Source organism: Natrinema longum (assembly GCF_017352095.1).
Classification (GTDB): Archaea; Halobacteriota; Halobacteria; order Halobacteriales; family Natrialbaceae; genus Natrinema; species Natrinema longum.
The window spans coordinates 651517-674694 of record NZ_CP071463.1 but is presented as its reverse complement, the minus strand read 5'-3'; the positions used below and the strand labels follow the sequence as shown (position 1 = coordinate 674694).

General features: G+C 65.9%; 21 protein-coding genes and 1 pseudogene. 11 read left to right on the top strand and 11 right to left on the bottom strand.

Going from position 1 to position 23178, the window contains the following annotated elements; genetic code table 11:
• Positions 1-77 precede the first annotated feature (77 nt).
• Entirely contained in the window at positions 78-1415 is a 1338-nt protein-coding gene (gene trkA, locus J0X27_RS03255; protein ID WP_207271031.1) for a Trk system potassium transporter TrkA, read from the top strand.
• Between the two features lie 3 nt (positions 1416-1418).
• Here trkA and J0X27_RS03250 read toward each other — a convergent pair whose 3' ends face one another.
• Both J0X27_RS03250 and J0X27_RS03245 read right to left on the bottom strand, forming a co-directional pair.
• Positions 1419-2465: an NAD(P)/FAD-dependent oxidoreductase gene (locus J0X27_RS03250; protein ID WP_207271030.1), complete on the bottom strand. Its 1047-nt coding sequence runs from the start codon at positions 2463-2465 to the stop codon at positions 1419-1421.
• Positions 2466-2541: 76 nt separating this feature from the next.
• On the bottom strand, positions 2542-3276 hold the full coding sequence (locus J0X27_RS03245; RefSeq protein ID WP_207271029.1) for a histidine kinase N-terminal 7TM domain-containing protein: 735 nt from the start codon (positions 3274-3276) through the stop codon (positions 2542-2544).
• Between the two features lie 135 nt (positions 3277-3411).
• On the opposite strand from J0X27_RS03245, the gene J0X27_RS03240 reads away from it, so the two are divergent.
• The 5 genes from J0X27_RS03240 (at position 3412) to J0X27_RS18065 (ending at position 7667) form a co-directional block, all read left to right on the top strand.
• Complete coding sequence (locus J0X27_RS03240) at positions 3412-4194, top strand: prephenate dehydrogenase/arogenate dehydrogenase family protein (protein ID WP_207271028.1); 783 nt, start codon at positions 3412-3414, stop codon at positions 4192-4194.
• The gene (locus J0X27_RS03235) at positions 4191-5756 is read left to right on the top strand and encodes a small ribosomal subunit Rsm22 family protein (RefSeq protein ID WP_207271027.1); all 1566 of its coding nucleotides are present in this window, start codon (positions 4191-4193) and stop codon (positions 5754-5756) included. The genes J0X27_RS03240 and J0X27_RS03235 overlap by 4 nt, the downstream gene beginning before the upstream one ends.
• A gap of 51 nt (positions 5757-5807) precedes the next feature.
• Positions 5808-6614, top strand: a complete 807-nt coding sequence (surE, locus tag J0X27_RS03230) for a 5'/3'-nucleotidase SurE (protein ID WP_207271026.1) — start codon at positions 5808-5810, stop codon at positions 6612-6614.
• A 287-nt stretch (positions 6615-6901) separates the two neighbouring features.
• Positions 6902-7297 (top strand): helix-turn-helix transcriptional regulator, encoded by a 396-nt coding sequence (locus J0X27_RS03225; RefSeq protein ID WP_207271025.1) that lies wholly within the window; start codon positions 6902-6904, stop codon positions 7295-7297.
• A 241-nt stretch (positions 7298-7538) separates the two neighbouring features.
• A complete protein-coding gene (locus tag J0X27_RS18065; RefSeq protein ID WP_277410075.1) occupies positions 7539-7667 on the top strand; it encodes a hypothetical protein in 129 nt (42 codons plus the stop codon).
• Positions 7668-7727: 60 nt separating this feature from the next.
• On the opposite strand, the gene nreA is transcribed toward J0X27_RS18065, so the two are convergent.
• Complete coding sequence (nreA, locus tag J0X27_RS03220; RefSeq protein ID WP_207271024.1) at positions 7728-9065, bottom strand: DNA repair protein NreA; 1338 nt, start codon at positions 9063-9065, stop codon at positions 7728-7730.
• A gap of 288 nt (positions 9066-9353) precedes the next feature.
• Between nreA and J0X27_RS03215 the strand changes: the two genes are divergently transcribed.
• Entirely contained in the window at positions 9354-10316 is a 963-nt protein-coding gene (locus tag J0X27_RS03215; protein ID WP_207271023.1) for an NADPH:quinone reductase, read from the top strand.
• Positions 10317-10353: 37 nt separating this feature from the next.
• Here the strand turns inward: J0X27_RS03215 and J0X27_RS03210 are convergent, their stop codons facing one another.
• The 3 genes from J0X27_RS03210 to J0X27_RS03200 all read right to left on the bottom strand — a co-directional run bounded on the left by J0X27_RS03210 (position 10354) and on the right by J0X27_RS03200 (position 12501).
• Positions 10354-10743, bottom strand: coding sequence for a DUF7344 domain-containing protein (locus J0X27_RS03210; RefSeq protein WP_207271022.1), 390 nt, complete (start codon positions 10741-10743; stop codon positions 10354-10356).
• Positions 10744-10966: 223 nt separating this feature from the next.
• Complete coding sequence (locus J0X27_RS03205) at positions 10967-11974, bottom strand: TIGR04024 family LLM class F420-dependent oxidoreductase (RefSeq protein WP_207271021.1); 1008 nt, start codon at positions 11972-11974, stop codon at positions 10967-10969.
• 125 nt (positions 11975-12099) lie between these two features.
• Positions 12100-12501 carry a DUF8152 family protein gene (locus J0X27_RS03200; protein ID WP_338147519.1) on the bottom strand — a complete coding sequence of 134 codons (402 nt, stop codon included), beginning with the start codon at positions 12499-12501 and terminating at the stop codon, positions 12100-12102.
• Between the two features lie 50 nt (positions 12502-12551).
• On the opposite strand from J0X27_RS03200, the gene J0X27_RS03195 reads away from it, so the two are divergent.
• Together J0X27_RS03195 and J0X27_RS03190 are read left to right on the top strand one after the other, a co-directional pair.
• Positions 12552-13979, top strand: coding sequence for an FAD-binding oxidoreductase (locus J0X27_RS03195; protein WP_207271020.1), 1428 nt, complete (start codon positions 12552-12554; stop codon positions 13977-13979).
• A gap of 139 nt (positions 13980-14118) precedes the next feature.
• A complete protein-coding gene (locus tag J0X27_RS03190) occupies positions 14119-15666 on the top strand; it encodes a TrkH family potassium uptake protein (protein ID WP_207271019.1) in 1548 nt (515 codons plus the stop codon).
• 23 nt (positions 15667-15689) lie between these two features.
• On the opposite strand, the gene J0X27_RS03185 is transcribed toward J0X27_RS03190, so the two are convergent.
• Positions 15690-17477, bottom strand: a complete 1788-nt coding sequence (locus J0X27_RS03185; RefSeq protein ID WP_207271018.1) for a histidine kinase N-terminal 7TM domain-containing protein — start codon at positions 17475-17477, stop codon at positions 15690-15692.
• Positions 17478-17592: 115 nt separating this feature from the next.
• On the bottom strand, positions 17593-19284 hold the full coding sequence (locus J0X27_RS03180; protein ID WP_207271017.1) for a thiamine pyrophosphate-binding protein: 1692 nt from the start codon (positions 19282-19284) through the stop codon (positions 17593-17595).
• A gap of 95 nt (positions 19285-19379) precedes the next feature.
• Here J0X27_RS03180 and J0X27_RS03175 point away from each other — a divergent pair, with 95 nt between their 5' ends.
• Positions 19380-20240 (top strand): UbiA family prenyltransferase, encoded by an 861-nt coding sequence (locus J0X27_RS03175; protein ID WP_207271016.1) that lies wholly within the window; start codon positions 19380-19382, stop codon positions 20238-20240.
• Between the two features lie 11 nt (positions 20241-20251).
• Here J0X27_RS03175 and J0X27_RS03170 read toward each other — a convergent pair whose 3' ends face one another.
• Positions 20252-20455: a hypothetical protein gene (locus tag J0X27_RS03170; RefSeq protein ID WP_207271015.1), complete on the bottom strand. Its 204-nt coding sequence runs from the start codon at positions 20453-20455 to the stop codon at positions 20252-20254.
• Positions 20456-20612: 157 nt separating this feature from the next.
• Positions 20613-20888, bottom strand: a complete 276-nt coding sequence (locus J0X27_RS03165; RefSeq protein ID WP_207271014.1) for an amphi-Trp domain-containing protein — start codon at positions 20886-20888, stop codon at positions 20613-20615.
• 519 nt (positions 20889-21407) lie between these two features.
• On the opposite strand from J0X27_RS03165, the pseudogene J0X27_RS03160 reads away from it, so the two are divergent.
• Positions 21408-21794 (top strand): annotated as a pseudogene (locus J0X27_RS03160) (type II toxin-antitoxin system death-on-curing family toxin); the annotation flags it as partial.
• A gap of 187 nt (positions 21795-21981) precedes the next feature.
• On the opposite strand, the gene J0X27_RS03155 reads toward J0X27_RS03160, so the two are convergent.
• Complete coding sequence (locus J0X27_RS03155) at positions 21982-23160, bottom strand: redox-regulated ATPase YchF (protein WP_207271012.1); 1179 nt, start codon at positions 23158-23160, stop codon at positions 21982-21984.
• Positions 23161-23178 lie beyond the last annotated feature (18 nt).

Below are 23178 nucleotides of genomic sequence, written 5' to 3'. Positions count from 1 at the left end.
CTGTTCGGTAGTGACGACTCCAGTATGACCGATCGAAGGACTAGCACACAGCTGCGATATCCGCGGGTGAACGCCTGATGCGTGTGCTCGTCGTCGGTGCGGGCGACGTTGGCTCGAACATCGCGGCGAGCCTCGACGACGATCACCACGTGGTCGTGATCGATACGGACCCCGATCGGATTAGTTCGATCACCTACTCCCACGACGTACTCGCGATGGAGGGTGACGGCACCTCGATCGAGACGCTCAGGGACGCCGGCATCGAGCGGGCGGATATGGTCATCGCGAGCACTGACATCGACGAGACCAACATCGTCGTCTGCGGTGCGGCGAAGGCGGTCAGCGATCCGTTCACGATCGCTCGGGTCAGGAAGACGACGTTGTTCGGGACTTGGACGCAGTCCGAGGGGGCGTTCGGCGTCGATTTCATGGTCAGCACCAACCTGCAGACCGCCGAGACGATCGTCCGGATCGCCGGCCTTCCCGGGGCACACGACGTCGAAACGTTCGCCGACGGGCTCGTTCGGATGGCCGAGTTCGAGATCGGATCCGACAGCCCGATCGCCGGTGAGACGGTCTCCGAGGCCGACCGATTCGAGGCACTGACCTTCGCAGCCTTGCTGCGTGATAGCGACGTCATCATTCCCCAGGGCGACACCGAGATCAGGGACGGCGATGCCGTGGTCGTCATCGGCTCCAAGGAGAGCGTCCGTGCGTTCGCGGGTTCGCTGTCGCCGGAACCGACGCTCGAGGACGCACGCGAGATCGTCGTCGTCGGCGGGACGGATATCGGCTACCAGGCGGCGCGACTCTTCGAAGCGGAGGGACTCGAGCCGCGACTGGTCGAGCGCGATCCCGGGCGGGCGCGGGAACTGGCCGAGCAGTTGCCGGGGACGCTGGTCCTGGAAAGCGACGCGACGGATATCGACTTCCTCGTCCGGGAACACGTCGACGACTCCGACATCGTCGTGGCTGCCCTCGAGAGCGACGAGAAGAACCTGCTCGTCTCCCTGCTGGCAAAGCGGATCGGCGTCAAACGAACCATCGGGATCGTCGAGTCCGGCGAATACGTCGACCTCTTCGAGACGGTCGGCATCGACGTGGCCGTCAATCCCAGGCTCGTCACCTCCGAAGAGATCACTCGATTCACCCGCAAGCAGCGGACCGAAAACGTCGCCATGCTCGAGTCCGATCGCGCGGAGGTCCTCGAGATCGAAGTCGACGCCGATAGCGTCCTCTTCGAGCGACGGATTCAGGACGCGATGGCCGGCCTGCCCGCTGCCGTGGTCGTCGGCGCGATCAGTCGCGACGGGGAGTTGATCACCCCACGTGGCGAGACGATAGTCGAAGCCGGCGACCACGTGGTCGTCTTCGTCGATACCGACGTGCTGGAGACGGTGATCGAGGCGTTGTGACCGTTATGCGGTCGATATTTGCTCGGCGGTTTCGATCCCGTTCCGGAGCGCTGCGTGGAGTCGCGCCTCGCCGGCAACCCAGTCGCCCAGACAGTACAGCCCCGCCGCCTGAGCACGCTGCAAGGGACCCTCTGGGACGGCGGCTTCGGGTAACGCGTACCGCCACCCCTGGTGGTCGGTCCAGTCGGGGTCACGCAGGCGCTGGTCGTCGAGGAGGTCGGCGGTCAGCGCCGCGAGGCGCTCTTCGTTCGCCGCCGGTGGCTCGTCGTACCGGTCGACCGACCACTCGTGGTTGGCCTGGACGATCAGCAGCGACTCGCCGTCGGGGACGTGACCGGGTTTGCACTCCTCGCGGCCGATCCAGCCGATTTCGTGGTCTTTGTCGGTGTTCACGAGCGCGTAGTAGGGTCGCTCGAGTTCGAAGGGATAGTGAAAGACTCCGGTCCAGACCGTCCGATAGGGAACCCCCTCGACGGCCTCGACGAGGCGGTCGCGTTCGTCGGCGTCCCAGTCGGCCGAGCGGAGGAGCGAGGCGGTCTGTGGTGCCGGCGGGCTCAAGAGGAGCGTCTCGAACGGGCCCCAGCGGGTCCCGTCGGTGTCCTCGAGGTGCCAGACGCCGTCCTCGCCGTCGGCGGTTCGGTGCAGCGTCTCGATCCGGGTCTCCCGGTGGATGGTCGCGTCGGTTCGATCGAACAGCCGCTTTGCGATCTGTGTCAATCCCTGTCGGTAGGTCCACTTGTGCCCGTCGCGGTCCTCGCCCGGCGAAACGTCGCCGTCCCGGTCAAACGTCCACACCGGGTCGGTGATGTCGACCAGCCCGTCGGCGTCGACGGTTTCGGTCAACAGGTCGACGACCCGTTCGTCGTCGGACGTGACGTAGTTCGCCCCGTAGTCGTAGACGACGTCGTCCCGACGCCTCGTCGCGGCCCGCCCGCAGAGCCCGCGTGATTTCTCGAGGACCGTGATCTCCGTCTCGGCCGCCGTTCGCTCGAGCCCCTCGGTTGCGGCCGCCGCGGCCGCTCCCGCGCCGACGACTCCGATTCGTTCCATAGTCGGGATTCGGACTCGAGCCTTGAAATATCGTGGTTCGAATCCGCTGATTTTCCCGGTCGCTCCGAGTACGATCTCAACGCAGAAAGTTCCCGATCCAGCGATACGGGAGGGGGAGCCGGAGGTATCGTTTCTGCTGGGCTTGCACCCAGCCGATCGTCGTGAGTGCGCCGGCGATCAGCGGCGCGATCGATGCGGTTCCGGCGAGGAAGACGTTGCTGCCGACGATCGCGACGGTCGTCGCGGCCCCGGCGAGAGCGTAGGTGCGCGTGTATCGAACGTCGGTCCCGCGTCGCCAGGCGAGGCCAAAGAGGACTGATCCGGCTCCGAACAACGCGACGAGAAACGCCGTATGCAGCCAGTAGCCGACGTTGGGTTCGATCACGGTAAAGGCCAGTGTGGCAGCCGTTTTCCCTGGAATATCCCAGTACAGCGCGTGTGCCGGGTTGGTTATCGCGAGCGCGATCTCGAGGCCGGCCAGCAGTGCGACGAGCCGATAGACCGTCCGCTGAGCGGGAAGCGCCGGCGTGCTGCTGGCCGTGCTGGCGAACAACAACCACCCCAGCCCGGCCAAGACGGCTCCCAGCGTCGCGATACTGAAGAAGAACCCTTTCACGACCGGGCTCGGATCGAGGACCTGTGCGGCAAACAAGCCGTTCCAGACCGCGACGCCCATGAGAAACAGAATGTACGAGAGGCCGTTGTCGCGGTCCCGGTAGGCGATCGCGGTCGCCAGATACGGATAGGTCGTCAGGACGACGAGCACAGCCCCAGTTGCGAGCACCACGGGCGTCAACTGGGTAGTGTTCATACACCCACTCTCAGTCGAACTGACTTGTATATTCTGGCAGATGGCTGGGGGATTCGAGCGCCGGCCCGCGGCCGGCGGCCCACGCGAGTCGATCGATCGAACGGCTTTTGCAACGTCGGCAGGTAGGAGTGGCCGATGGACGTACTGATCGTCGGTGCGGGCGCGATGGGACGGTGGTTCGGGGCGGCGATCGACGCCCGAATCGCGTTCGCCGACATCGACCGGGACGCGGCGGCCGCCGCAGCCGAGTCGGTGGGCGGCGACAGCGCCGACCTCGAGGGCGAGACGGCCTACGACGTCGTCTGCCTCGCGGTGCCGATGACCCACGTGACCGACGCGATCAGCGAGCAAGCCGGGCGGGCACGACGGGCGATCGTCGATGTCTCGGGCGTGATGGAGCCCGCGATCGCCGCCATGAAGCGACACGCGCCGGCCCTCGAACGGGTGAGTCTGCACCCGCTTTTCGCACCCGAACGGGCACCCGGATCGATCGCGGTCGTCCGCGATCGGTCGGGGCCGGTCACCGACGAGTTGCTGGCCCGACTCGAGGCCCGAGGGAACGGGTTGCTCGAGACGACGGCCGCGGAGCACGACGAGGCCATGGAGACGGTCCAGGCGGCGACCCACGCCGCGGTCCTTTCGTTTGCGCTCGCGGCGGAGTCGGTGCCGGAGGGGTTCGAGACGCCGATATACGAGGGGTTGCGGCGGCTCGCGGGGCAAGTGACCGGCGGTACGCCGCGGGTGTACGCCGACATTCAGACGACGTTCGACGGTGCCGACGCGGTCGCCGACGCCGCAGCCGAAATCGCGGCCGCCGACGCCGACGAACTCGAGGCGCTGTATCGGGAGGCGGCGGGGACCTGGCACGCGGGAATCGGGGACCGACGCGACGACGAGATCGGAGGTGATTCGGAATGAGCGATCAACGCGAATCGATCCGATCGAACGCGAAGTATCTCCGTCACGTCCGACCGATCGATCCCGACGAGATCTGCGAGTACGTCGAGGGGAACCCCCATCCCGCGGTCGTCCGACAACACCTCCGCGAGGACGCCGCGGCCCTCGGGCTGATCGAGCGCGACGACGGCACGTTCGTCCCGGTCGACGACGAGCCGGTTTCGCCCCGTCGGGGGCCGGTCGAGCGATTCCCCGCACCCTACGAGCGACGACTCGAGGACGTACTCGCCGACCGGTACGGCCCGAACTGGGAGGCGGGTGCCTCCGGTGACCTCCTTCGGTCGACGATCCGCCGGTTCAAGGCCGACTATCTCGACGGTCACCCCGTCGAATACGACGCGGACGTCGCGGCCGGCTACGCGATCTATCACCTGCCGGGGTACTACGCGGCGATCCAGTACGCGCTCGACGACCTGGCGGATCGCGGACTGCTCGGTCGGACCCTTCGCGTGCTCGATATCGGTGCCGGCGTCGGGGGTCCCGCGCTGGGGCTGTGTGATTACCTCCCCGACGATGCCTTGCTCGAGTATCACGCGATCGAGCCAAGCGCCGCCGGGGACGTGCTCGAGGAGTTGCTCGCGGAGACGGGACGGAACGTCCACCCGACGATTCACCGGACGACTGTGGAGGAATTCGACCCCGAAGCGGCCGTCAGTGGGGGCGACTCGGCCGACGGATTCGAGCCGACCGCGCCCGACGACGGGTTCGATCTCGTCCTCGCCTGTAACGTTCTGAGCGAACTCGACGACCCGGTTTCGGTCGCGCGATCCGCCCTCGAAGCGCTGGCTCCCGATGGCACCGTCCTCGCGATGGCCCCTGCGGACAAGAACACCAGCGTCGGACTACGCGAACTCGAACGCGAACTCGAGGGGGAACGCCGCTGGGCTCGGGAGGCCGTCGATTTCGATGCGGCCGCCGCCGGGGACGCGGAGCGGTACCGACGCGGCGAGGTGACGGTCTACGGACCCACCGTTCGGCTCTGGCCCGGCGAGACGCCCGCCGATCGGGGCTGGTCGTTCGACGTGCGGCCCGACCTCGAGGTGCCGACGTTCCAGCGCCGCCTCGACGAGGCGACGCCGGACGGCGACGACGACCACGCGCCCGGCGAGTTCGTCAACGTCGACGTCCAGTTTTCCTACTCGCTGCTCCGACTCGATGGCCGGCGGCGGATCGACATGGCCCTCGAGACGAACGAGTGGGCGAAGATGGCCGAGATGGAGCGCCACGTCACCGAGCGGATCGACCTCGTCGCGGCGAAACTCAGCCGATCGTTGAGCGGCGGCGACGGGAACGGCGATCGCGGGAGCGGGCGATCGAACCCCCTGTTCAAGATCAGCGACGGCAGCGAGGACACCGACCACTACGCCGTCGTCACGAACGAGACCGCGCTCAACCGACCGCTGCTCGAGGCCGACTACGGCGACGTCTGTTCGTTCGAGGGGGCCCTCGCGCTCTGGAACGACGACGAGGAGGCCTACAATCTGGTCGTCGACGAGGAGACGATCGTCGACCGGATCGCCTGAATAGCGTCCGGAAGCGGTGGGCTTTTCGCGCCGCCGGCCAACCGACACGACATGAGCGACGACCTCGAGATCCTGTTGACAAACGACGACGGGATCGACAGCACCGGTATCAGGGCACTGCACGACGCCCTCTCCGAGCACGCCAACGTGACCGTCGTCGCTCCGGCAGACGACCGGAGCGCCTGTGGCCGCTCGCTCTCCCACGAGGTCCAGGTCGACGAACGCGAGTTGGGGTATGCAGTCCACGGAACGCCAGCCGACTGCGTCGTCGCCGGCCTCGCCGAACTCGGCCCCTTCCCCGACCTCGTCGTCGCGGGCTGTAACAAGGGCGCGAACCTCGGGGAGTACGTCCTCGGTCGATCGGGGACGATCAGCGCGGCCGTCGAGGCCGCCTTCTTCGACGTCCCCGCGATCGCGACGTCGCTGTACGTCCCCGTCGACGACACCCCCTTCGCGGAGATCGATGTCACGGCCGACGAGTACGCCGAAGCGGCCCGCGTAACGTCGTATTTCGCCGAGCACGCGCTCGAGGCCGGTGTCTTCGAGCACGCGGCCTATCTCAACATCAACGTCCCGCTCCCGGACGGCGAGCCCGCGCCGATCGAGATCACGCAGCCCTCGAAACGCTACGAGATGGACGCCGAACGCGACGGCGCTCACGTCACGCTCCACGACCGCGTCTGGGACGACATGGATCCCGGCTCGCTACCCGACGCAGCGGGAACGGACCGCCGTGCCGTCGTCGAGGGTCGTATCAGCGTCTCACCGCTGACGGCACCACATTCGACGAACCACCACGAGGTACTCACCGAACTCGCCGACGGCTACCTTGAGACGGTCACGTCGGGCGAGCGCTGACGACCGTCTCGACTCGATTCGGGGCTTGGCTCCGCGGAAATCGGAGACTACCGCAGTATCGAACGGTTGGCAGCTCTCGATCGCTCGGTCCGCGGTGGTCGACGAGCCTGTCGGTCGCCGGACGTGATGACTGACTTGCGGGTCGCAAGGTGGCCGCTATTCGATGACGGTACCGTCAGGATAATCACAACGTAACTGGTGGAATCCAATCGTGTATTATAATAAACATAAAATCAAGGTAGGTGGGCGTTCAAGCTGTGGTAGTTCCAATGGAGCGTGATCAATAGATGGTATTCAATACACTCTGGACCCGCATTTCGTCTCTCTGGAGCAGTTCGGGCGACGACTCCCGTTCGGGTGAGTCGACGGCGACATCGAGCGAGGAATCGGGCGAGCACACGGAGGACGAGACGTTAAGCTACGCCGAAGAGATCGAGTACGGCGTCGACGAACGCGAACTACCCGACGAGGACAAGATCCTTCGATTACTCGTCAAACGCGGCGGCCGCGTCGACCAATCGACCGTCCGCGAGGAAACCGGCTGGTCCCAGGATCGCCTCGAGGAGGTCATCGACCGCATGGAAGACGACGATCAGATCAGCGCGATCACCGTCGGTCGCAAACGCGTGATCTGCCGGCGCGGGTTCGAACCCAACGGCTATCGCGGCCATCTCAACGAGTAACGTTCCGGCCGAACGCCGCGACGGTGTCACTCTTCGACGCTCGGAAGCCCGTCAGGGGAAGCCGGCCCCGGCTGCCGTTCTGCCACGCTCGTCGTCGAGTCGCGTCCGAGATGCCGTCGACGGGGAGTGTGACTCGCCCCGGAGATCGCCTGCGTCCGGCCGTCGGATTCGGTTGCCGGTCGTGACGGGTCGGCTGACGTGACCATCATATTTATGGAAGCGAGTTGTGAAGCCAGCTAGCATGCCTTCAGACGAGTTCCTCGACGGGGAATCGCTCACTGGACGACAAGCAGCGGTCATCTTTGCGGGCTTTCTCAGTTTCATTCTCCTCTCCGGCCTCGCGCTGGTCCTCCTCAGAGGGCTGTTCTGACGGTCGGCTACCGCGGGGTCCCGCGTCCCTGGGATCGCGACTCCCGATCGCAGCCTTCGGTCAGTCTCGAGTCGAAAAGGCGTTCAAGTTCGATTGCAAGCCGGCCGCGAGTGCCGATTTGCGCCGCAATCGTGCCTCCGAGACAGGCAACTGCGTCGCGATCGTCGACACGGCCTCGTGGAAGGTCTCGGCTTCGCCGTACTCCCCGGCGAGTGACCGCCGATCGCTGCCACCGGGAGGGCCGTCGAACGCGTTGCGGACGCTCTCGCGGACCTGCCAGACGCCGACCGGTGCCCAGTAGTCGTCGGACACCTCGCGCAAGACGAGACACTTCGCCTGCCGACCGATCGACTCGAGGTGCTCGAGGACGCCCAGTCGGGCGGCGTAGTACGCCCCCGCGGTCTCTTCGACGTAACTCGAGCGCCCCTCGTACCCCTCCGCGGCGCTCGCCATCCAGACGTCGTCGTGGGGGTCGGGGTTCCAGATGCTGCCCGGTGCTTTCATCTCGACGAGTTCGAACTCCCAGTTCCCGGGCGTGAGGACGATCCAGTAGCGGTTGCCGACGTACTCGTTGGTCCAGACCTGCACCTCGTCGATGCTGGGCGCGTTATGGATGCGACCGCGCAGGAACTTGCCGATCGCGTCGTCCACCGCGGTGATCGACCACCGCGTGGGCACCAGCCGGCGCTGTTCGGTCTGCCCGAGCGCGCCCGCCGAGAGGATCGAGTTGATGTCGTAGACGTCGAACCCGCGCCGGTAGAGGTAGGTCATCGCCCCTTCCGCCCGCCAGTCGTCGTCCTCCAGGGCCTTCTTGATCGGTCGGGGAACGTAGGGGTTCTCCCGCAACTCCGCGCCGTTGGCAGTCGCGCGGGGACCACGCGGCGTCGCCACGTCCGTCCCCGCATCGAGCCCGAGGTCCGGTTTGCCGTCCAGCCCGATCTCGAGGTCGACCGGCCGATCGGCGATGGCGACCTCGCGTTGGACGCCGACGAAACCGTCCCAGACGTCGTCGACGTTCGGCGTCAGCCGACTCGCGATGGACGGCGACTCGACGTTCGCACGCTTGCTCGAGTTCAGGAGGCCGGTCCGCCGCTGGAGCACGTCGTCGATGGCGTACCCCTGCTGGTACCAGTCGCCGTCGGTGACGTAGTCCTCGGCGGCGGCCTCGTCGCCGACCGGCGAGAGCAGTCCCACGGGAATGTCGGGATAGTTCGACCGGCCGACGAAGATCGAGGGCGACGTCGAGCCGACGAGCGTGTCGCCACTCAGGGCGTCGTCGAACTGGCGTTCGAACTCCTCGAGGTGATCCGTAATCGCGTAGGACTTCTCCTTGGCGAGGCGTCGACGCTCGGCTTCAGCGTCGGGTTCCAAGTCCTCGATGTAGTCGTCGAGGCGCATTCATCGATACCACGCAGGGCACGGCTTTGAATGTTGAGTTCTGGAGGGCCGACGACCGTCAGTCACCGGCCGGGGAAGATGTCAGAGGCAGAGGTTCGGGTGGGCGTCGGATCACCGAACCTCACTCCATCGTTCGTACCGGGTGGTAAAATACCCGTCAGCGCGTTTTCAGAGTCGGAAAACGCGGTGGCACCGACGCCGACGTTCCATCGCCCACGCGACGCTCAAGGCGTGTCCGCTGCCGCCACGTGCACCATTATACGTCCCTGGTACGTTCTCGCCACCAGTATGCGAGCTGTCCGTCTCCACGAACACGGCGACGCGGATGTACTGCAGGTAGACGAAATCGACCGCCCGGAGCCCGCCGCGGACGAACTCTTAGTCGAGGTCGCGGCTGCGGGGGTCAACCCCGTCGATACCTACTTCCGGGACGGATCGTACGACCCGGTCGCCGTTCCCTTCACGCCGGGCGTCGATTTCGCGGGCGTCGTCGCGGACACCGGATCGGCCGTCGACGACTTCGATGCGGGCGACCGCGTCTACGGCACCGGGATCGGCAACGCCTCCTCGCAGGGAGCCTACGCCGAGTACGCGACGGTCCCGACCGATCGGGTCGTCGAACTCCCCGCCGACGCCGACCTGACCGAAGCGGGGGCCGCGGGCGTCGCGACCGTCACCGCCTGGCGTGCGCTGATCGATCACGCCGACCTCGAGCCCGCCGAGTACTGCCTGATTCACGGGGGATCGGGCGGGGTCGGCCACGCCGCCGTCCAGATCGGTGCTGCCGTGAGCGGCCGGGTGATCACGACGGCCGCCGAGGAGTACCACGAGACGCTGGTCGAGCGAGGGGCGGAAACCGTCCTCGACTACGCGCGCGACGATCTCGCGGACGCCGTCCTCGAGGCGTCGGACGGCGGCGTCGACGTCGTCCTCGATCACCGCCTCGACGACTATCTACAGTTCGACGCGGACGTCGCCGCGCTGGGCGCTCGCGTGGTCGGCATCGGGGAGCGAAGCCCCGATCCGGGCTTCACGAACGACGGTACCGCCCGGTCGAAAGACGTCTCTTACCAGTTCATGAGCGTGTTCAACACGCCGGACCTGCGCGTTCCCCTCCGAGGGATCGGCTACCTCATGACCGACGCGGTCTCGATCGACATCGCGCGGACGTACGACCTCGAGGAAGCCGCCGACGCACAGCGGGCTGTCATGGACGATAGCTTCCTCGGAAAACTCGTCATCGAGCCGTAACGATCGTCGGGCCGTCGCCGATCTACCGCGATCCCTTTTATACGGGTTCGGAAACCGCGTTCTGCCGGTCGAGCAGCGTCCGTCCGCGATCGCGGAGCGTGACCGTTTCCGTCTCGGTTGCGTAATCGACGACGTCCGCGCTTGCCAACTTCGGGATGTGAGTGTGGTGCAGCGAAATGCTGACGGCCCGTCGATCCCGCGGGGAGACGTCGGCGTGATCCGAAATCACGTTCGGCTCCGTGCGCGTCTCTCGAGTCGCGATCTCGACTGCAAGCTCCGTGAGCGTCGCGGACCCGCCGGCCCCCTCGAGGTGGTCCAACACTGCGTACCGTCGCTGATTCGCCAACAGATCCAGTGCCGTCTCTACGGCGTCGGCACGCTCACCGAACGCCGTGAGGCTTTCGGGCGAAGTCAGTAGTGGGATCATACACCCGGTAGGCCCTGGTTCGTATATATACAACGTGTGAGTGAGATCGAAACACTACGTTCCGTTGTCACTGTCGGGAATCGTCGCGTCGACCACCTTTCCCGTGCGATCCCGCGACACGAGGGCAAAACGGGGACGCGTCGTACGGGCTGCTATCCGTCGTCGACGGCGCAACCGCGACCCGTCTCGGGGTTGCACCGGGACATCGGTACAGTAGCCCGTCTCAGGACAGTTCGGCGACTGCTTCCATCGTCGTCCGCTTGTCTTCCTCGGTCATTCCGTTGACGAAGCCGACGCGAACGGCGTCGACACCCTCGATGTCGCTGTATTCTTCGACCCACTCGCGGACTTCCTCGGGGGTCCCCGCAGGAGCCAGCTCGTCGAGCACGTCTTCGGGCAGGGCCGCGGCCATCGCGTCGGTATCCCGTTCCTCCCAGGCGGCCCGTATCTCGTCGACGACGTCGGGGTAGCCCTGTTCGGCGACCGAATTCCCGTAATACGGGCCGTAGGCCCCGAGCAGGAAGGCGACAGTGCTGCGGGCTTTCGTGCGTGCCGCTTCGCGATCTTCCGAGGCGATTCCGCGGACGATCGGGGCCACTCGCAGCTCCGAGAGGTCGTTTCCGCCGAGTTCGGCACCGCGCTCCAGGTCCTCGAGGCGATCCCGAAGCCCGTCTCTCGTGAACAGTTGCGGTGCCCAGCCGTCGCCGAAGCGACCGGCCATCTCGGTGGCCTTCGGGCCGAGCGTGCCGACGTCGATCGGCGGCGGGTTCTCGCTGGGTCCCCGTTCGTATCCCAGGCCGGGAATCTCGAAGATCTCGCCGTCGTAGGCGGGGTTGCCCTCCTCGTAGACCGCGCGCATGATCTCGATCACTTCGCGCGTCCGTCGCAGCGGCCGATCGAACTCCTGGCCGTGCCAGCGTTCCGTGATCGCCGGGGAACTCGGGCCGATCCCGAACCGGAACCGGCCGTCAGCGGCGGCCTGCATCGTCAGTGCCGTCTGGGCGAGCATCGACGGCGTCCGTCCGTACGGCGAGATGACGTCGTTGGAGATGCCGAGGTCGTCCGTGCGGTCGGCGGCCAGCGTCAGCGGCGGCACGATGTTCCAGCCGGTCGTCTCGCCGACCGTGATGCGATCGAAGCCCAGGTCTTCCGCCTGCACGGCCCGGTCGGCGACGCCCTGTGGCCGGTCGTAATCTCCGAGTCGCACCAGTAGGTCCAGTTCGGCGTTCACAGTGCTCCCCTCCGCGTCGGCGCTCGAGTCGCGCGTCGTGTCATCACTGTCAACCGCGACACGAACTCACATAAATTTGTAGCGTTTCCATCCATTCGCCCGAAGCGACCGCTCGTGATCACCGATCACGTCTGGTAGCGGTCGCCGAGTATCTCCTCGCACAGCCGCCGGGCCGCCTCGAGGTGTTCACGAGCCTCGTCGTGGGCCGGTTCGTCGGCTTCGGAGAGGAGGTCGCTCACCGTCTCGACGCGCTCGCGAACGATGTCGGCCTCGAGGTCGCTCGTCGCGGCGTCGCGAGCGACCGCCTCGGCCTCGCCGAGCCAGCGACTCGTCGCTCGCTCGAGGGGCAGTTCGGCGGTCGCCTCGAGGTGGCGGGCGAGCGCGCGGGTTCGGTCCTCGAGGGACGCCGACGCGTCACTGTCGGACGGATCGGGAGACGAGTCGTCGGTCACAGTCGTCCGTTCGGTCGCGAGCACCGTGATGGTTTCCGTTCCCGACCCCGTCCGGAGCACCGGGCGTTCCCTCACCCTTCGAACTGGTGGGAAACGTTGATACTGGTCGTGACTAACGTGGTCCTATGACACCTGATTGTTCGTTCCTCGAGGACCTCGACCTCGCGGACGAGCAGCTATCGTTCGCGGACGGGCGACGGGAATCACACGCGGCCGACTGGGGGACGGAACACAACGACGGCGACGGCGTCGTTCCGGACGCCGTCGTCTGGCCCGAGAGTACGGACGACGTCTCGGCAGTGCTCGCTGCTGCACAGGATCGCGGTGTCCCGGTAACCCCGTACGCTGCGGGGACCGGACTCGAGGGCAACGCCGTCCCCGCCCACGGGGGGATCAGTCTCGATCTCACGCGCATGGACGACGTCGTCGATTACCGGCCCGAGGACTTCCAGATCGACGTCGGCCCGGGGATCATCGGCTCCGACGTCGACGAGTACGTCGCCAGCGATGGGCTGTTCTTTCCGCCGCTGCCCTCTTCGGGCGACATCTCGACGATCGGCGGGATGATCGCGACCGACGCCAGCGGGATGCAGACCGTCCGGTACGGCGAGATCGCCGACTGGGTGCTCGGACTCGAGGCAGTGTTGGCCGACGGGACCGTCATCGAGACGGGATCGCGGGCGATCAAGACCTCGAGTGGCTACAACCTGACCGATCTGCTCGTCGGCAGCGAGGGGACGCTGGCGGTCGTCACCGAGGCGACGCTGGAACTCGCCGGCCGGCCCGAACAGATCCGCGGCGGGCGAGCCATCTTCGAAACGCTCGACGACGCCGCCGAAGCGGTCTTCGACGCGGTCCGGACCGACGTCGGCGTCGCCAAAATCGAACTCGTCGACGGACTGAGCGCGAGGATGGCCAACGAGTATCTCGGGAGCGAACTCCCCGACGCGCCGATGGTCTTCCTCGAGTTCCACGCCAACCACGGGGTCGACGAGGAGATCGAGCTCTGCCGAACGATCTTCGAGAATCACGACGTCGTCCGCTTCGAGATGAGCGACGACGACGGCGAGATGGACGACCTCTGGCAGGCCCGTCGTGAACTCGCCTACGCCGTCGCGAGCTACGATCCCGACCTCGAGCCGCTCCATCCCGGCGACGTAACGGTCCCGATCAGTTCCTACCCCGAAACCGTCCACGAGACGAAGCGGCTCGCCGACGAGTACGACCTCCTCGTGCCGTGCTTTGGCCACGCGGGCGACGGCAACCTCCACTACAGCGTCCTCGTCGACCCCGACGATCCCGAGCAGGTCGAGCGCGGTGAGGATCTGTATCGGACCCTCGTCGACCTCGCGATCGATATGGGCGGGACCGCGACGGGGGAACACGGCATCGGACAGGGCAAACAGGCCTACCTCGAGCCGGAGCACGGTGCCGGCGCGGTCGAGGCCATGCGGACGATCAAGCGAGCGCTCGATCCGTCCGACACGCTCAATCCGGGGAAGATCTTCCCCGAGACGGCCGACGGCGAACGGATCCGCGACCCCGAGCAATAGGGGTGTACTGGATCACCGGCCGCCGTACGGTGCGTGCCGACCGTAACGCAGTTTTTATTGAAGATCCGTGATTCCGATCGGATACTCACGCACGGGCGGCACATCGACGAGGTTGTAGTTCGCTCGAAACCCGATATCTATGAGACACAGGATTCGCGTCGACGTCCGGTCCAGTTGTAGCCTCGTCGGAACCGTACTGAAGTACCTCTCGTTGACGCTGCTCGTTCCGACCGTCGTCGCGCTGTCCTACCGGGAGTGCCCGCTGCCGTTCCTCGTCGCCCTCACCGTCGCCGTCGCCGTCGGCACGGGACTCGAGCGTCTCGAGCCAGAGCCCACCCTCGAGCACCGCGAGGCGTTCCTCATGGTAGCGCTGACGTGGCTCGTGGTTCCCCTCGTCGGAACGATTCCGTACCTCGTCGCGGGGACGGGAACGATCGCCCATCCCGTCAACGCCTTCTTCGAGAGCATGAGCGGGTTCACGACGACCGGTGCGACGGTCATGGGCGAGATTTCCGTCGAGACACACTCGCGGTCGATCATGCTGTGGCGACAGCTCACGCAGTGGCTCGGCGGGATGGGCATTCTCGTGCTCATGGTCGCGATCCTCTCGGAGCTCTCCGTCGGTGGGACACAGCTCATCCGCGAGGAAGCGCCGGGCATCCAGGTCGAGAAACTGACGCCACGGATCCGGCAGACCGCGCGGGCGCTGTGGCTGATTTACGCCGTGTTCACGCTCGCCGCCGTGGTCGTCTACTACGGGCTCAATATCGTCGGGATGGCTCCGAAAATGACGTTCTACAACGCCGTCGCCCACGCGCTCACGACGCTCCCGACAGGCGGGTTCTCGCCGGAGGGGCGCAGCGTCGAGGCCTTCGAACCGATCGTCCAGTGGGCAGTCATGCCCTTCATGGTCATCGCCGGAACGAACTTCGCGCTCTACTGGTACGCCTGGCGTGGCAAGCCCGAACGCCTGATCGGCAACGCCGAATACCGGTCGTACGTCCTGTCGATGGGCGTCGTCGGCGGGCTCCTCTCTCTGCTGTTGTTCCTCGGGGTCGGCCTCGCAACGGTTCCCGAACACGTCGCCACGATTCCGGGCAGTCTCGAGCGCTCGCTGCGCCACGGGCTCTTTCAGACGCTCGCGATCGTAACGACGACCGGCTACGCCAGCATGGACTTCAACACGTGGAGCGAATCGACGCAAGTCATCCTCCTGTTCGCGATGTTTCTGGGGGGGTCGGCCGGCTCCGCTGCCGGTTCGATCAAGATCATCCGCTGGTACATCGTCGGCAAATCGATTCGGCGCGAACTCTTCACGACGATCCACCCACAGGCCGTCCGTCCGGTTCGGATGGGCGGGGTCGGCGATGTCATCGACGAGGAGGCGATCCACAGCATCTTCGTCTTCATCGTGCTCTTTCTGGCCCTGTTCGTGGTCTCGACCGTCCTGTTGTTCCTCGACGCCTACCGAACCCCCGGCCTCTCGCTATCGGCGCTCGAGGCGATCAGCGCCACGATCGCGACGCTCGGGAACGTCGGCCCGGGCGTCGGCGTCGTCGGCCCGATGAACAGCTACGAGCCCTTCTCCAGCGCCGCAAAGCTGTATATGATCTTCCTCATGTGGATCGGCCGGCTGGAGATCCTCTCCGTGCTGGTCATTCTGACGCCCGCATACTGGCGGTCGTAGCGGTGCCGACGACGCGAACTGGGCTACTCGCCTTCACCGACGGTCGAAAGCGAATCCACGTGCCCGTCGTCCGTGCCACGGTCGTAACCGTCGACGCCGATGATATCGAACCGCGCACCACCGTCGACGCCCTCGGTTGCGGTCACTTCCCAGCCGTGTTCGTCGCAGATGTCCGTGACGATCGAAAGCCCGAGCCCCGTCCCGTGTTCGCTCGTGGTGTAACCCGACTCGAAGACCACCGCCGGATCGTCCTCGAATCCCGTTCCCGAGTCGGCGACGAAGAACCCCCGCTCGAGCGTGCCGACGGTGATCGTAAGAGTCGCTTCGTCGCGCACCGTCTCGAGGGACGGCTCCGACGTCGCGGAACCATGCTCCACAGCGTTTCGGAACAGGTTCTCGAGTAACTGCCGGAGCTGCGTCCGATCCGCCTCGATCAGTCGGTCGTCGACGACCGACAGCCGAGCGCCGTCCGTCTCGACCGTCGACCAGGCGGCGCGAGCGACGCTGTCGAGTGCGACCGGTTCGAGTTCGAGCGCGCCTTGCCCCCGTCGTGCCAGTGCCAGCACGTCGTCGATCAGTTCCTCCATTCGCTCGTGGGACTCGGCGACGGTTCGGACGTACTCCGGATCGTACTCCTCCTCGAGCAAGTCGAGGTACCCCTTCGAGACCGTCAGCGGGTTCCGAAGGTCGTGGCTGATGACGGCCGCAAACTCGTCGAGTTTGCGGTTCGTTCGCTCCAGTTCGCGCTCCCGGCGGACACGCTCGGTCACGTCGTGGACGACGATCGTCCAGCCGATCGCTCGGCCGCGGCCGTCGTCGATTGGCGACGCCGAGAGCGTGTAGTGGCGGGGATCGTCGCCGTCCTCGAGCGAGAACTGAGCGGTGCGCTCGTCGTCGTCAGCGGTCGTTTCCGTCTCGATCACCGACTCGATATCGACCGCCGGAACGACGGCCGCGATCGGTTCGCCGACGAGCCCGTCGTGGGGTCGTCCGAAAACCTCCTGTGCGACCGGATTGCTGTCGACGATTCGGCGGTCGCCGTCGACGACGAGCACGCCGTCCTCGAGGTTCGCGACGACCTCGCTGCGTGCGATCGGCGTGATCTCGAGGAGGCGATACCGATAGAGGCCGAACGTGATCGCGAGCCCGGTGACGGTAAACCCCATCGGCGTCACGCCGATGATCTCGAGCGAGGAGGTAGACACCACGGCCGTCGCCCAGGGCACCGCGATCGCGACGAGCACGACGACCCCCTGCCAGCGGTAGAGCCGTTCGCTTCGCACGACCAGATCGAGGACGAGCACGGACGTGGCCGCGAGACAGATCGTCGCGTATCCGAGGTGGACGAACAGCCCGACGTTCGGCTCCGAGGTGGCGACCGTCGCGGTCGACGCCCACCAGCCGCCGAGCGAGACCGTCTCCTCGAACGCCGATCCCCAGAGGACGCCGGTCCAGTCGTTGATCGCCAACAGCCCCACCATGACCAGCGGTTCGATCGCGAGCAGGCCCCGCCGGCGACGGGTCAGCCATCGGTCGTTGCCCGTGTACTGCAGCGCGAACACGAGAAACAGGGTCGGAATCGCGGCGGCACACAGCCACTGGACGTCCGCCCACCGCAGTTTCCAGGCCAGCGCCGTCGATTCGATCTCGAGGACGTGTGCGCCCAGCCAGACGGCGACGCTCGCCATGAGTGCGGTCAGCGCCGCCGAGCCGGAGGCTGGACGAGTCCGCCACGCGGCCACTGCAGTGCCGATGGCGACGACGAACGAGAACAACAGGACGATGCTGTAGGGATTGATCTCCCAGCCCATCCGTTCGTAGCTATCCTTGCGCCAACGACACCCAAGTGTCTACCGGCCAAACGGCGATCCAAAAGGGGTGGACGGATCAAAACGTGAACCGGGTCCTGCTCGGGGCGGCGACGGATCAATCGTGGACCAACACGTCGAGCACGTCCGGGCCGTCGCGACCGAGTGCGTCCTCGAGTGCTCCCTCGATTCCGTCCGGCGTCTCGACGCGTTCGGCGCGCGCGCCGTGACTCTCGGCGTTTTGCACGAGGTCGACGGCGGGCTCGAAGTCCATGCCGACGAACTCGTAGTCGTCTTCCTCGCCGCCCATAATGGAGAGCGTGTTGTCCTTCAGGATACGGTAGTTGCGGTTGTCCGAAATGACGACGGTCAAATCCAGGTCGTAGCGGGCGGCGCTGTAGATCGAGTGGGGGTAGTACTGGTAGGAGCCGTCGCCGATGAAGCCGATCACGTCGTCGGGATCGTCCCGCTGGGCCTCCGCGACGGCGGCACCGACTGCCGCCGGCAGCCCGTAGCCGAGGCCACCGCCCTTGTTCGAGATGTACTGTTCGGGAGCGAGATCCCAGCGAGTCAGCATGGCGTACTTCGAGGTGACTCCCTCGTCGACGATGGCGGCATCGCCCGCGACGCGCTCCATCGCGTCGACCAACTCCGCCTTCGAGGCGCGGGGATCGTCCTCCGCGTCGCCTTCGCCGTAGCCGGCCATCTTGGCCTCTGCCAGCTCTTTGACCTCGGCGACCGCCTCGAGGCGCTCGGCCACGACATCGTCCGAGAGTCGCTCCTGAACGCGTTCGGTGATCCCCTGCATGACGAGTCCCGGATCGCCGATCACGGCTGCGTCGGCCGGCTGGTTCTTGCCCACCTGCCAGCTGTCGTCGCTCAGGTGGATGCAGGTCGTCCCGGGGTCGACCAGCGCCTCCTCGTGGCGGGTCAGCGTCGTGTTCGTCGAGACGCCCGCAAAGCAGATCGTGTCAGTGTCCATCAACATCGCGGCCAAGTCCTCGCTGGTCGGCAGGTAGGAGACCCACTGCTCGTGGTCGGTCGGGAAGTCCACCTCGCAGGAGAGGATCTCGCCGTGGACGCGGGCCCCCGTCGCCTCCGCGAGGTCGACCGCAGCGGCGACGGCGTCGGCTCCCGAGCGGGCGACGTGGTCGCCGACGACCATCACCGGGTCGTCGGCTTCGGCGAGCAGGTCTGCGGCCCGCTCGAGTTGGGCCGGATCGCCGCTGCCGCCGTTGGGAATCGGGCCGAGCCGTTCGGGCTCGGCGTCGGTTTCGCTCATCATCACGTCGAGGGGGAGCCCCAGGAAGACCGGACCGGTCGGGGGCGTCATCGCGACGCGGAAGGCCCGCCGGAGCATCGCCGGCAGCGCCGAGACGTCGAGTACCTCGTCGGACCACTTGCAGAACTCCTCGGCCATATCGACCAGGTTCCCCGAGAGAATGGGCTCCTCGTGGCGGAAATCCGTGCTGTGATTGCCCGCCGTCACGACCAGCGGCGCGCCGGCGATCTTGGCCGCATAGAGGTTGCCGAGTCCGTGGGCCAGGCCGGGCGCGATATGGAGGTTCGCCACCCCGACCGGGGTAACGGAGTCGTCGTGGTGGGCGTGATACCGCCGCCGCTGGGCGTAGCCGCCGGCCATCCCGACCGCGATGTCCTCGTGGAGGCCGAGCCGATACTCGAGGTCGCTGTCGCCGATCGCGTCCATGATCGGGAGTTCGGTCGTCCCCGGATTGCCGAAGACGTAGTCGACGCCGTAGGTCTCGAGAGCGTCAGTGAAGAGATCCGCGCCAGTATACTCGTCCGTCATGCTCGCTCGTGGTACGGCACACCACATCAAATTGTGTGTTTCGGAACCGCGGTGCCCGCCCGAGGTATTATCCGTCAGTTCGTTGTCGTCCGGGTATGGCTCTCGCGAGAGACGGGACGGGTTCGGGCGCGGTCGCTCGAGCGTACTGGTCGCAGGTCCACCCCGTCTTCATGACGCCGCCGCTTGCCGCGTCGCTGTTCGGAGCGATCCTCGCCGGAAGCGTCGAGCCGCTGCGCGCCGGGGTCCACGTCGTCGCGATGTTCGCGGCGGTCTACACGGCCCACGTGAAAGACGGCTACGTCGATTTCCACGTCCGCGGGGAGGACGACGATCACCCGCTGACCGAACGGGGCTGTCGACTCGGCCTCGCGGCGTCGACGGCGGTGTTCGCGGGCTGTTGTCTCCTGCTCGCGGCGCTGGTCGACGTCCTCGTGCTGGCGGTCGTGGTTCCGACGTGGCTGATCGCCTACCACCACGCACCCCAACTCGACACGAACCCCGTGACGGCGACGACCGGCTACTCGCTCGGGATCGCCCTTTCGATTCTCGGCGGGTTCTACGTGCAGGCCGGGACGATCACCCCCGTCTCGTTCGGCTTCGCCGTCGTCTTCCTGATCCTGCTGTCGGGCGTCAAGGTGATCGACGACGCGCAGGACTACGCCTACGACCGCTCGATCCGGAAGCGAACGGTCGCGGTCGCCGTCGGCCCCGACCGCGCCTACGCCGTCGCCTACGGACTGATGACCGCGGCGCTGATCGCCGTCACCGCGTTCGCCGTCCTGCGGATCTTCCCGCTGACCGCCCTGGTGGCGGCGCTGGCCTTCGCCGCGGTCGCCGGCGTCGCGCGCCGGGCCGACCCCGAACTCGCGACCATGCTGCTCGTTCGGGGCTCGTACGTCTTTCTGGCGGTCCTCGTGGCCGCCGTCCGGTTCGATCCGCTCGGCCGTCTCGTCTGACCTCGAGCGCCCTACAGCGACTCCCGGAAGCCACACCGAGGACAGTACATGCAGCCGTCCCTGACCAGCGTGTAGCTCCCATCACAACGACTGCACTGACAGCCCAGCGAGCAGCCGACCTCGCGCGCGAGTCCGGCGACCGTGGTCCGAAACAGGCGCTGCTGGCGCTCGGCCGCCTCGAGTCGCTCCTCGAGAGCGGCTAACTGTGCCGCCATTGCTCGATCGCGTCGGGGTTCTGAAACGCCCGTGTGACGTGGGGTCATGCGGGGGGTAGGTCGTCATCGAAGAAAAGCACGCCCCTACCCGACAGCGGCCGCGATAGTCCGCGCTGTCGTCGGTATCGACCGCCCGGAGAATCCGACCAGAGCGCCGCTACTTGGCTTCGCTCTCTTCGGTTCCCTCCGTGGTTTTCGGCGGCTTCCAGTCGAGTTTGACCGTGACCGTCTCGCGCTGGCCGCGCAGGATCGAGGAGCGCTCGCGGACGCCGACCTCGTAGGCGATCGACCCCGAGGGCGTGAGATCGACCGTTTTGTTCCCCGTTCGGACCGACGTTGCTCCCGTCCCATCGATCTCGTCGGCCAGCGCTCGCAGTCGTTCGGCGGCCTCTTCGCGGGTGACTTCGTCGGCGGAAAGGGTCTTGTCCACCATATCGGACCCAACTACGTTTCGCGGGATAAATAGCACACCCAATGGCGTATCGGTCATAGATGTGCAAAAATACATAATAAAACTGCATTCACACCTACTCGATTAATTCACGACCGACTATCAGTTCCCGTCGGACTGATTCCGAACCGACCCGACGATACCCGGCCCGACCCGGCTCGACCCGGTTCGCTACAGCGGTAGCGAGGCGAACGCCGACGGCGTTCGCCGCGGAAGAGCAATACCGTTCTATTAGTGGCTGACGGTACAGTGCTCCCTCTCATCGGGACTACCGGCACGTATCAGACGACAACTGTTTCTCGGTCCGCGAGAAGCAACACGTCATGGAGTATCGTAGCGTACTGCGCCATCTGCTGCTTTTTTCCACGATCTGTCTCGGAACCTCCGTACTCGAGGTGGTGGTCTCCGAGGTCCGGACGCAACCGCCGGTATCGAATCTCCGCGAGCTATGGACCGACCCGATCTGGTGGTTCGGACTCCTGTTCACGTATTATGTCGTGTGGCGTTATCGAGTTTGCCCTGAACTACATCGAGAGTGGGAGTTTCGGGACGGTGCCCGAAACGATTCACGAGAAATCATTTCACCTCCTCAGACTGTTGGTGGCGAATCACCCGTTCGTCGATGCGAACAAACGCACCGCGCTCAACACGACGGTCGTGTTCTACTTCCTCAACGGATATCGGTTCACGTACGACAACGAGATCAGGATGATCCTCAAGCAGTTCGGCACCGATCAGACGACCGTCGAAGAAGCAGAAACCATCGAATACCTTCGTTCTCATACTGAAGAAATCGACCTCGTCGGAGAGATCGAACAGTGGCGTGATGATCTCATCCAGTACGAACTGGACGAACTGACCGGTGATTCGTCTAACCCGAACGATTAACCGCAGTCGGGGCGATACACCAGATATGGCGACAGAGGAAAGTTCAGAGTCCGATTCTCCCCTCGATGAAGTAATGGACGACATCCGACGAGAACTCGTCCAGCGGGTGGCAGCAGCTGACCGGGACGCGAACCGCGAGATCTACGACGCCCTCGAAAACGAGTAACGCGCTTCGACTCTACTTTTATCAGTTCGTACTCACGATCTTGATCACGTCGCCTTCCTCGAGTTCGTACTCCTCGCCGATCTCCCGATTCGACTTGGCGTTGACCGCGTGGAGGTAGCCGTCGCCGATGTCGGAGTGGACGCTGTACGCCAGATCGACGGGTGTCGATCCCTGGGGTAGCAGGAAGGCGTCGGGGAGGACGTTGCCGCTGCCGTCGGACCACTTCGAGGCGTCCTCGACGGGGTAAGCGGTGAGGTGCTCGAGGAGGTCGTACACAGCGTGATCGAGCGCCGCCTGCACGCCGGTGCCGCTCCATTCGGCCATCGTGTCCGCGAGGTCCTCGAGAGCCCCACGCTGGGCGTCGTTGACGCCGTCGCCGATCTCGATCGACTCGTCGCCGGGATCGTACTCGATGAGATCGTTGTCCGCGGCCCGGCGCAGGGCGAGTTCGCCTTCTGCGGTCGTCGGGATCACCGGTTTATCGAGGTCGAGCAGACGTTCGACGTTCTCCTCGGGTGCGACGTCGATCTTGTTCGCCGCGACGACGATCGGCTTGGTTCGCTGGCGAACGTCACGGGCGAGCGCTTCGCGGTGTTCGTCCTCCCACTGGATGGGGTCGTCGGGGTAGTCGAGGTCCCGAAGGGTCATCGCGATCTGTTTGGGCGATGCGCCGAAGCCGGAGAGCATGTCCGCGAGCGCGTCGTCGATGTCGAAGTCGGGCGAGCGGGACTTGCGTTCGACCGACTCCCAGTTGCGATCGACGATGCCCGCCAGCCAGAGGTCCATCTCCTCCTCGATGAAGTCGATGTCCTCGAGCGGGTCGTGGTCGCCGATGTCGACGGGTTCGCCCTTCTCGTTCGTGCCGCCCGAGGCGTCGACGACGTTGACGATGACGTCGGCGTTCGTGAGTTCGTCCAGAAACTGGTTGCCGAGTCCCTTCCCCTCGTGAGCGCCGGGCACCAGTCCCGCCACGTCCAGGAGTTCGATCGGGACGTAGCGCTTGCCGTCCTCGCAGTTCTCGGCGTTACAGCGCTCGTCGCGCTCGAGACAGGGGCACTCCGTTCGGACGTAGCTCACCCCGCGGTTGGCGTCGATCGTCGTGAACGGATAGTTGGCGACGTCGACCTCCGCCATCGTCGCCGCCGTGTAGAACGTGGACTTGCCGGCGTTTGGCTTCCCGGCAAGCGCGATCGAAAGCATACCGGTCCGTAGCCCCGT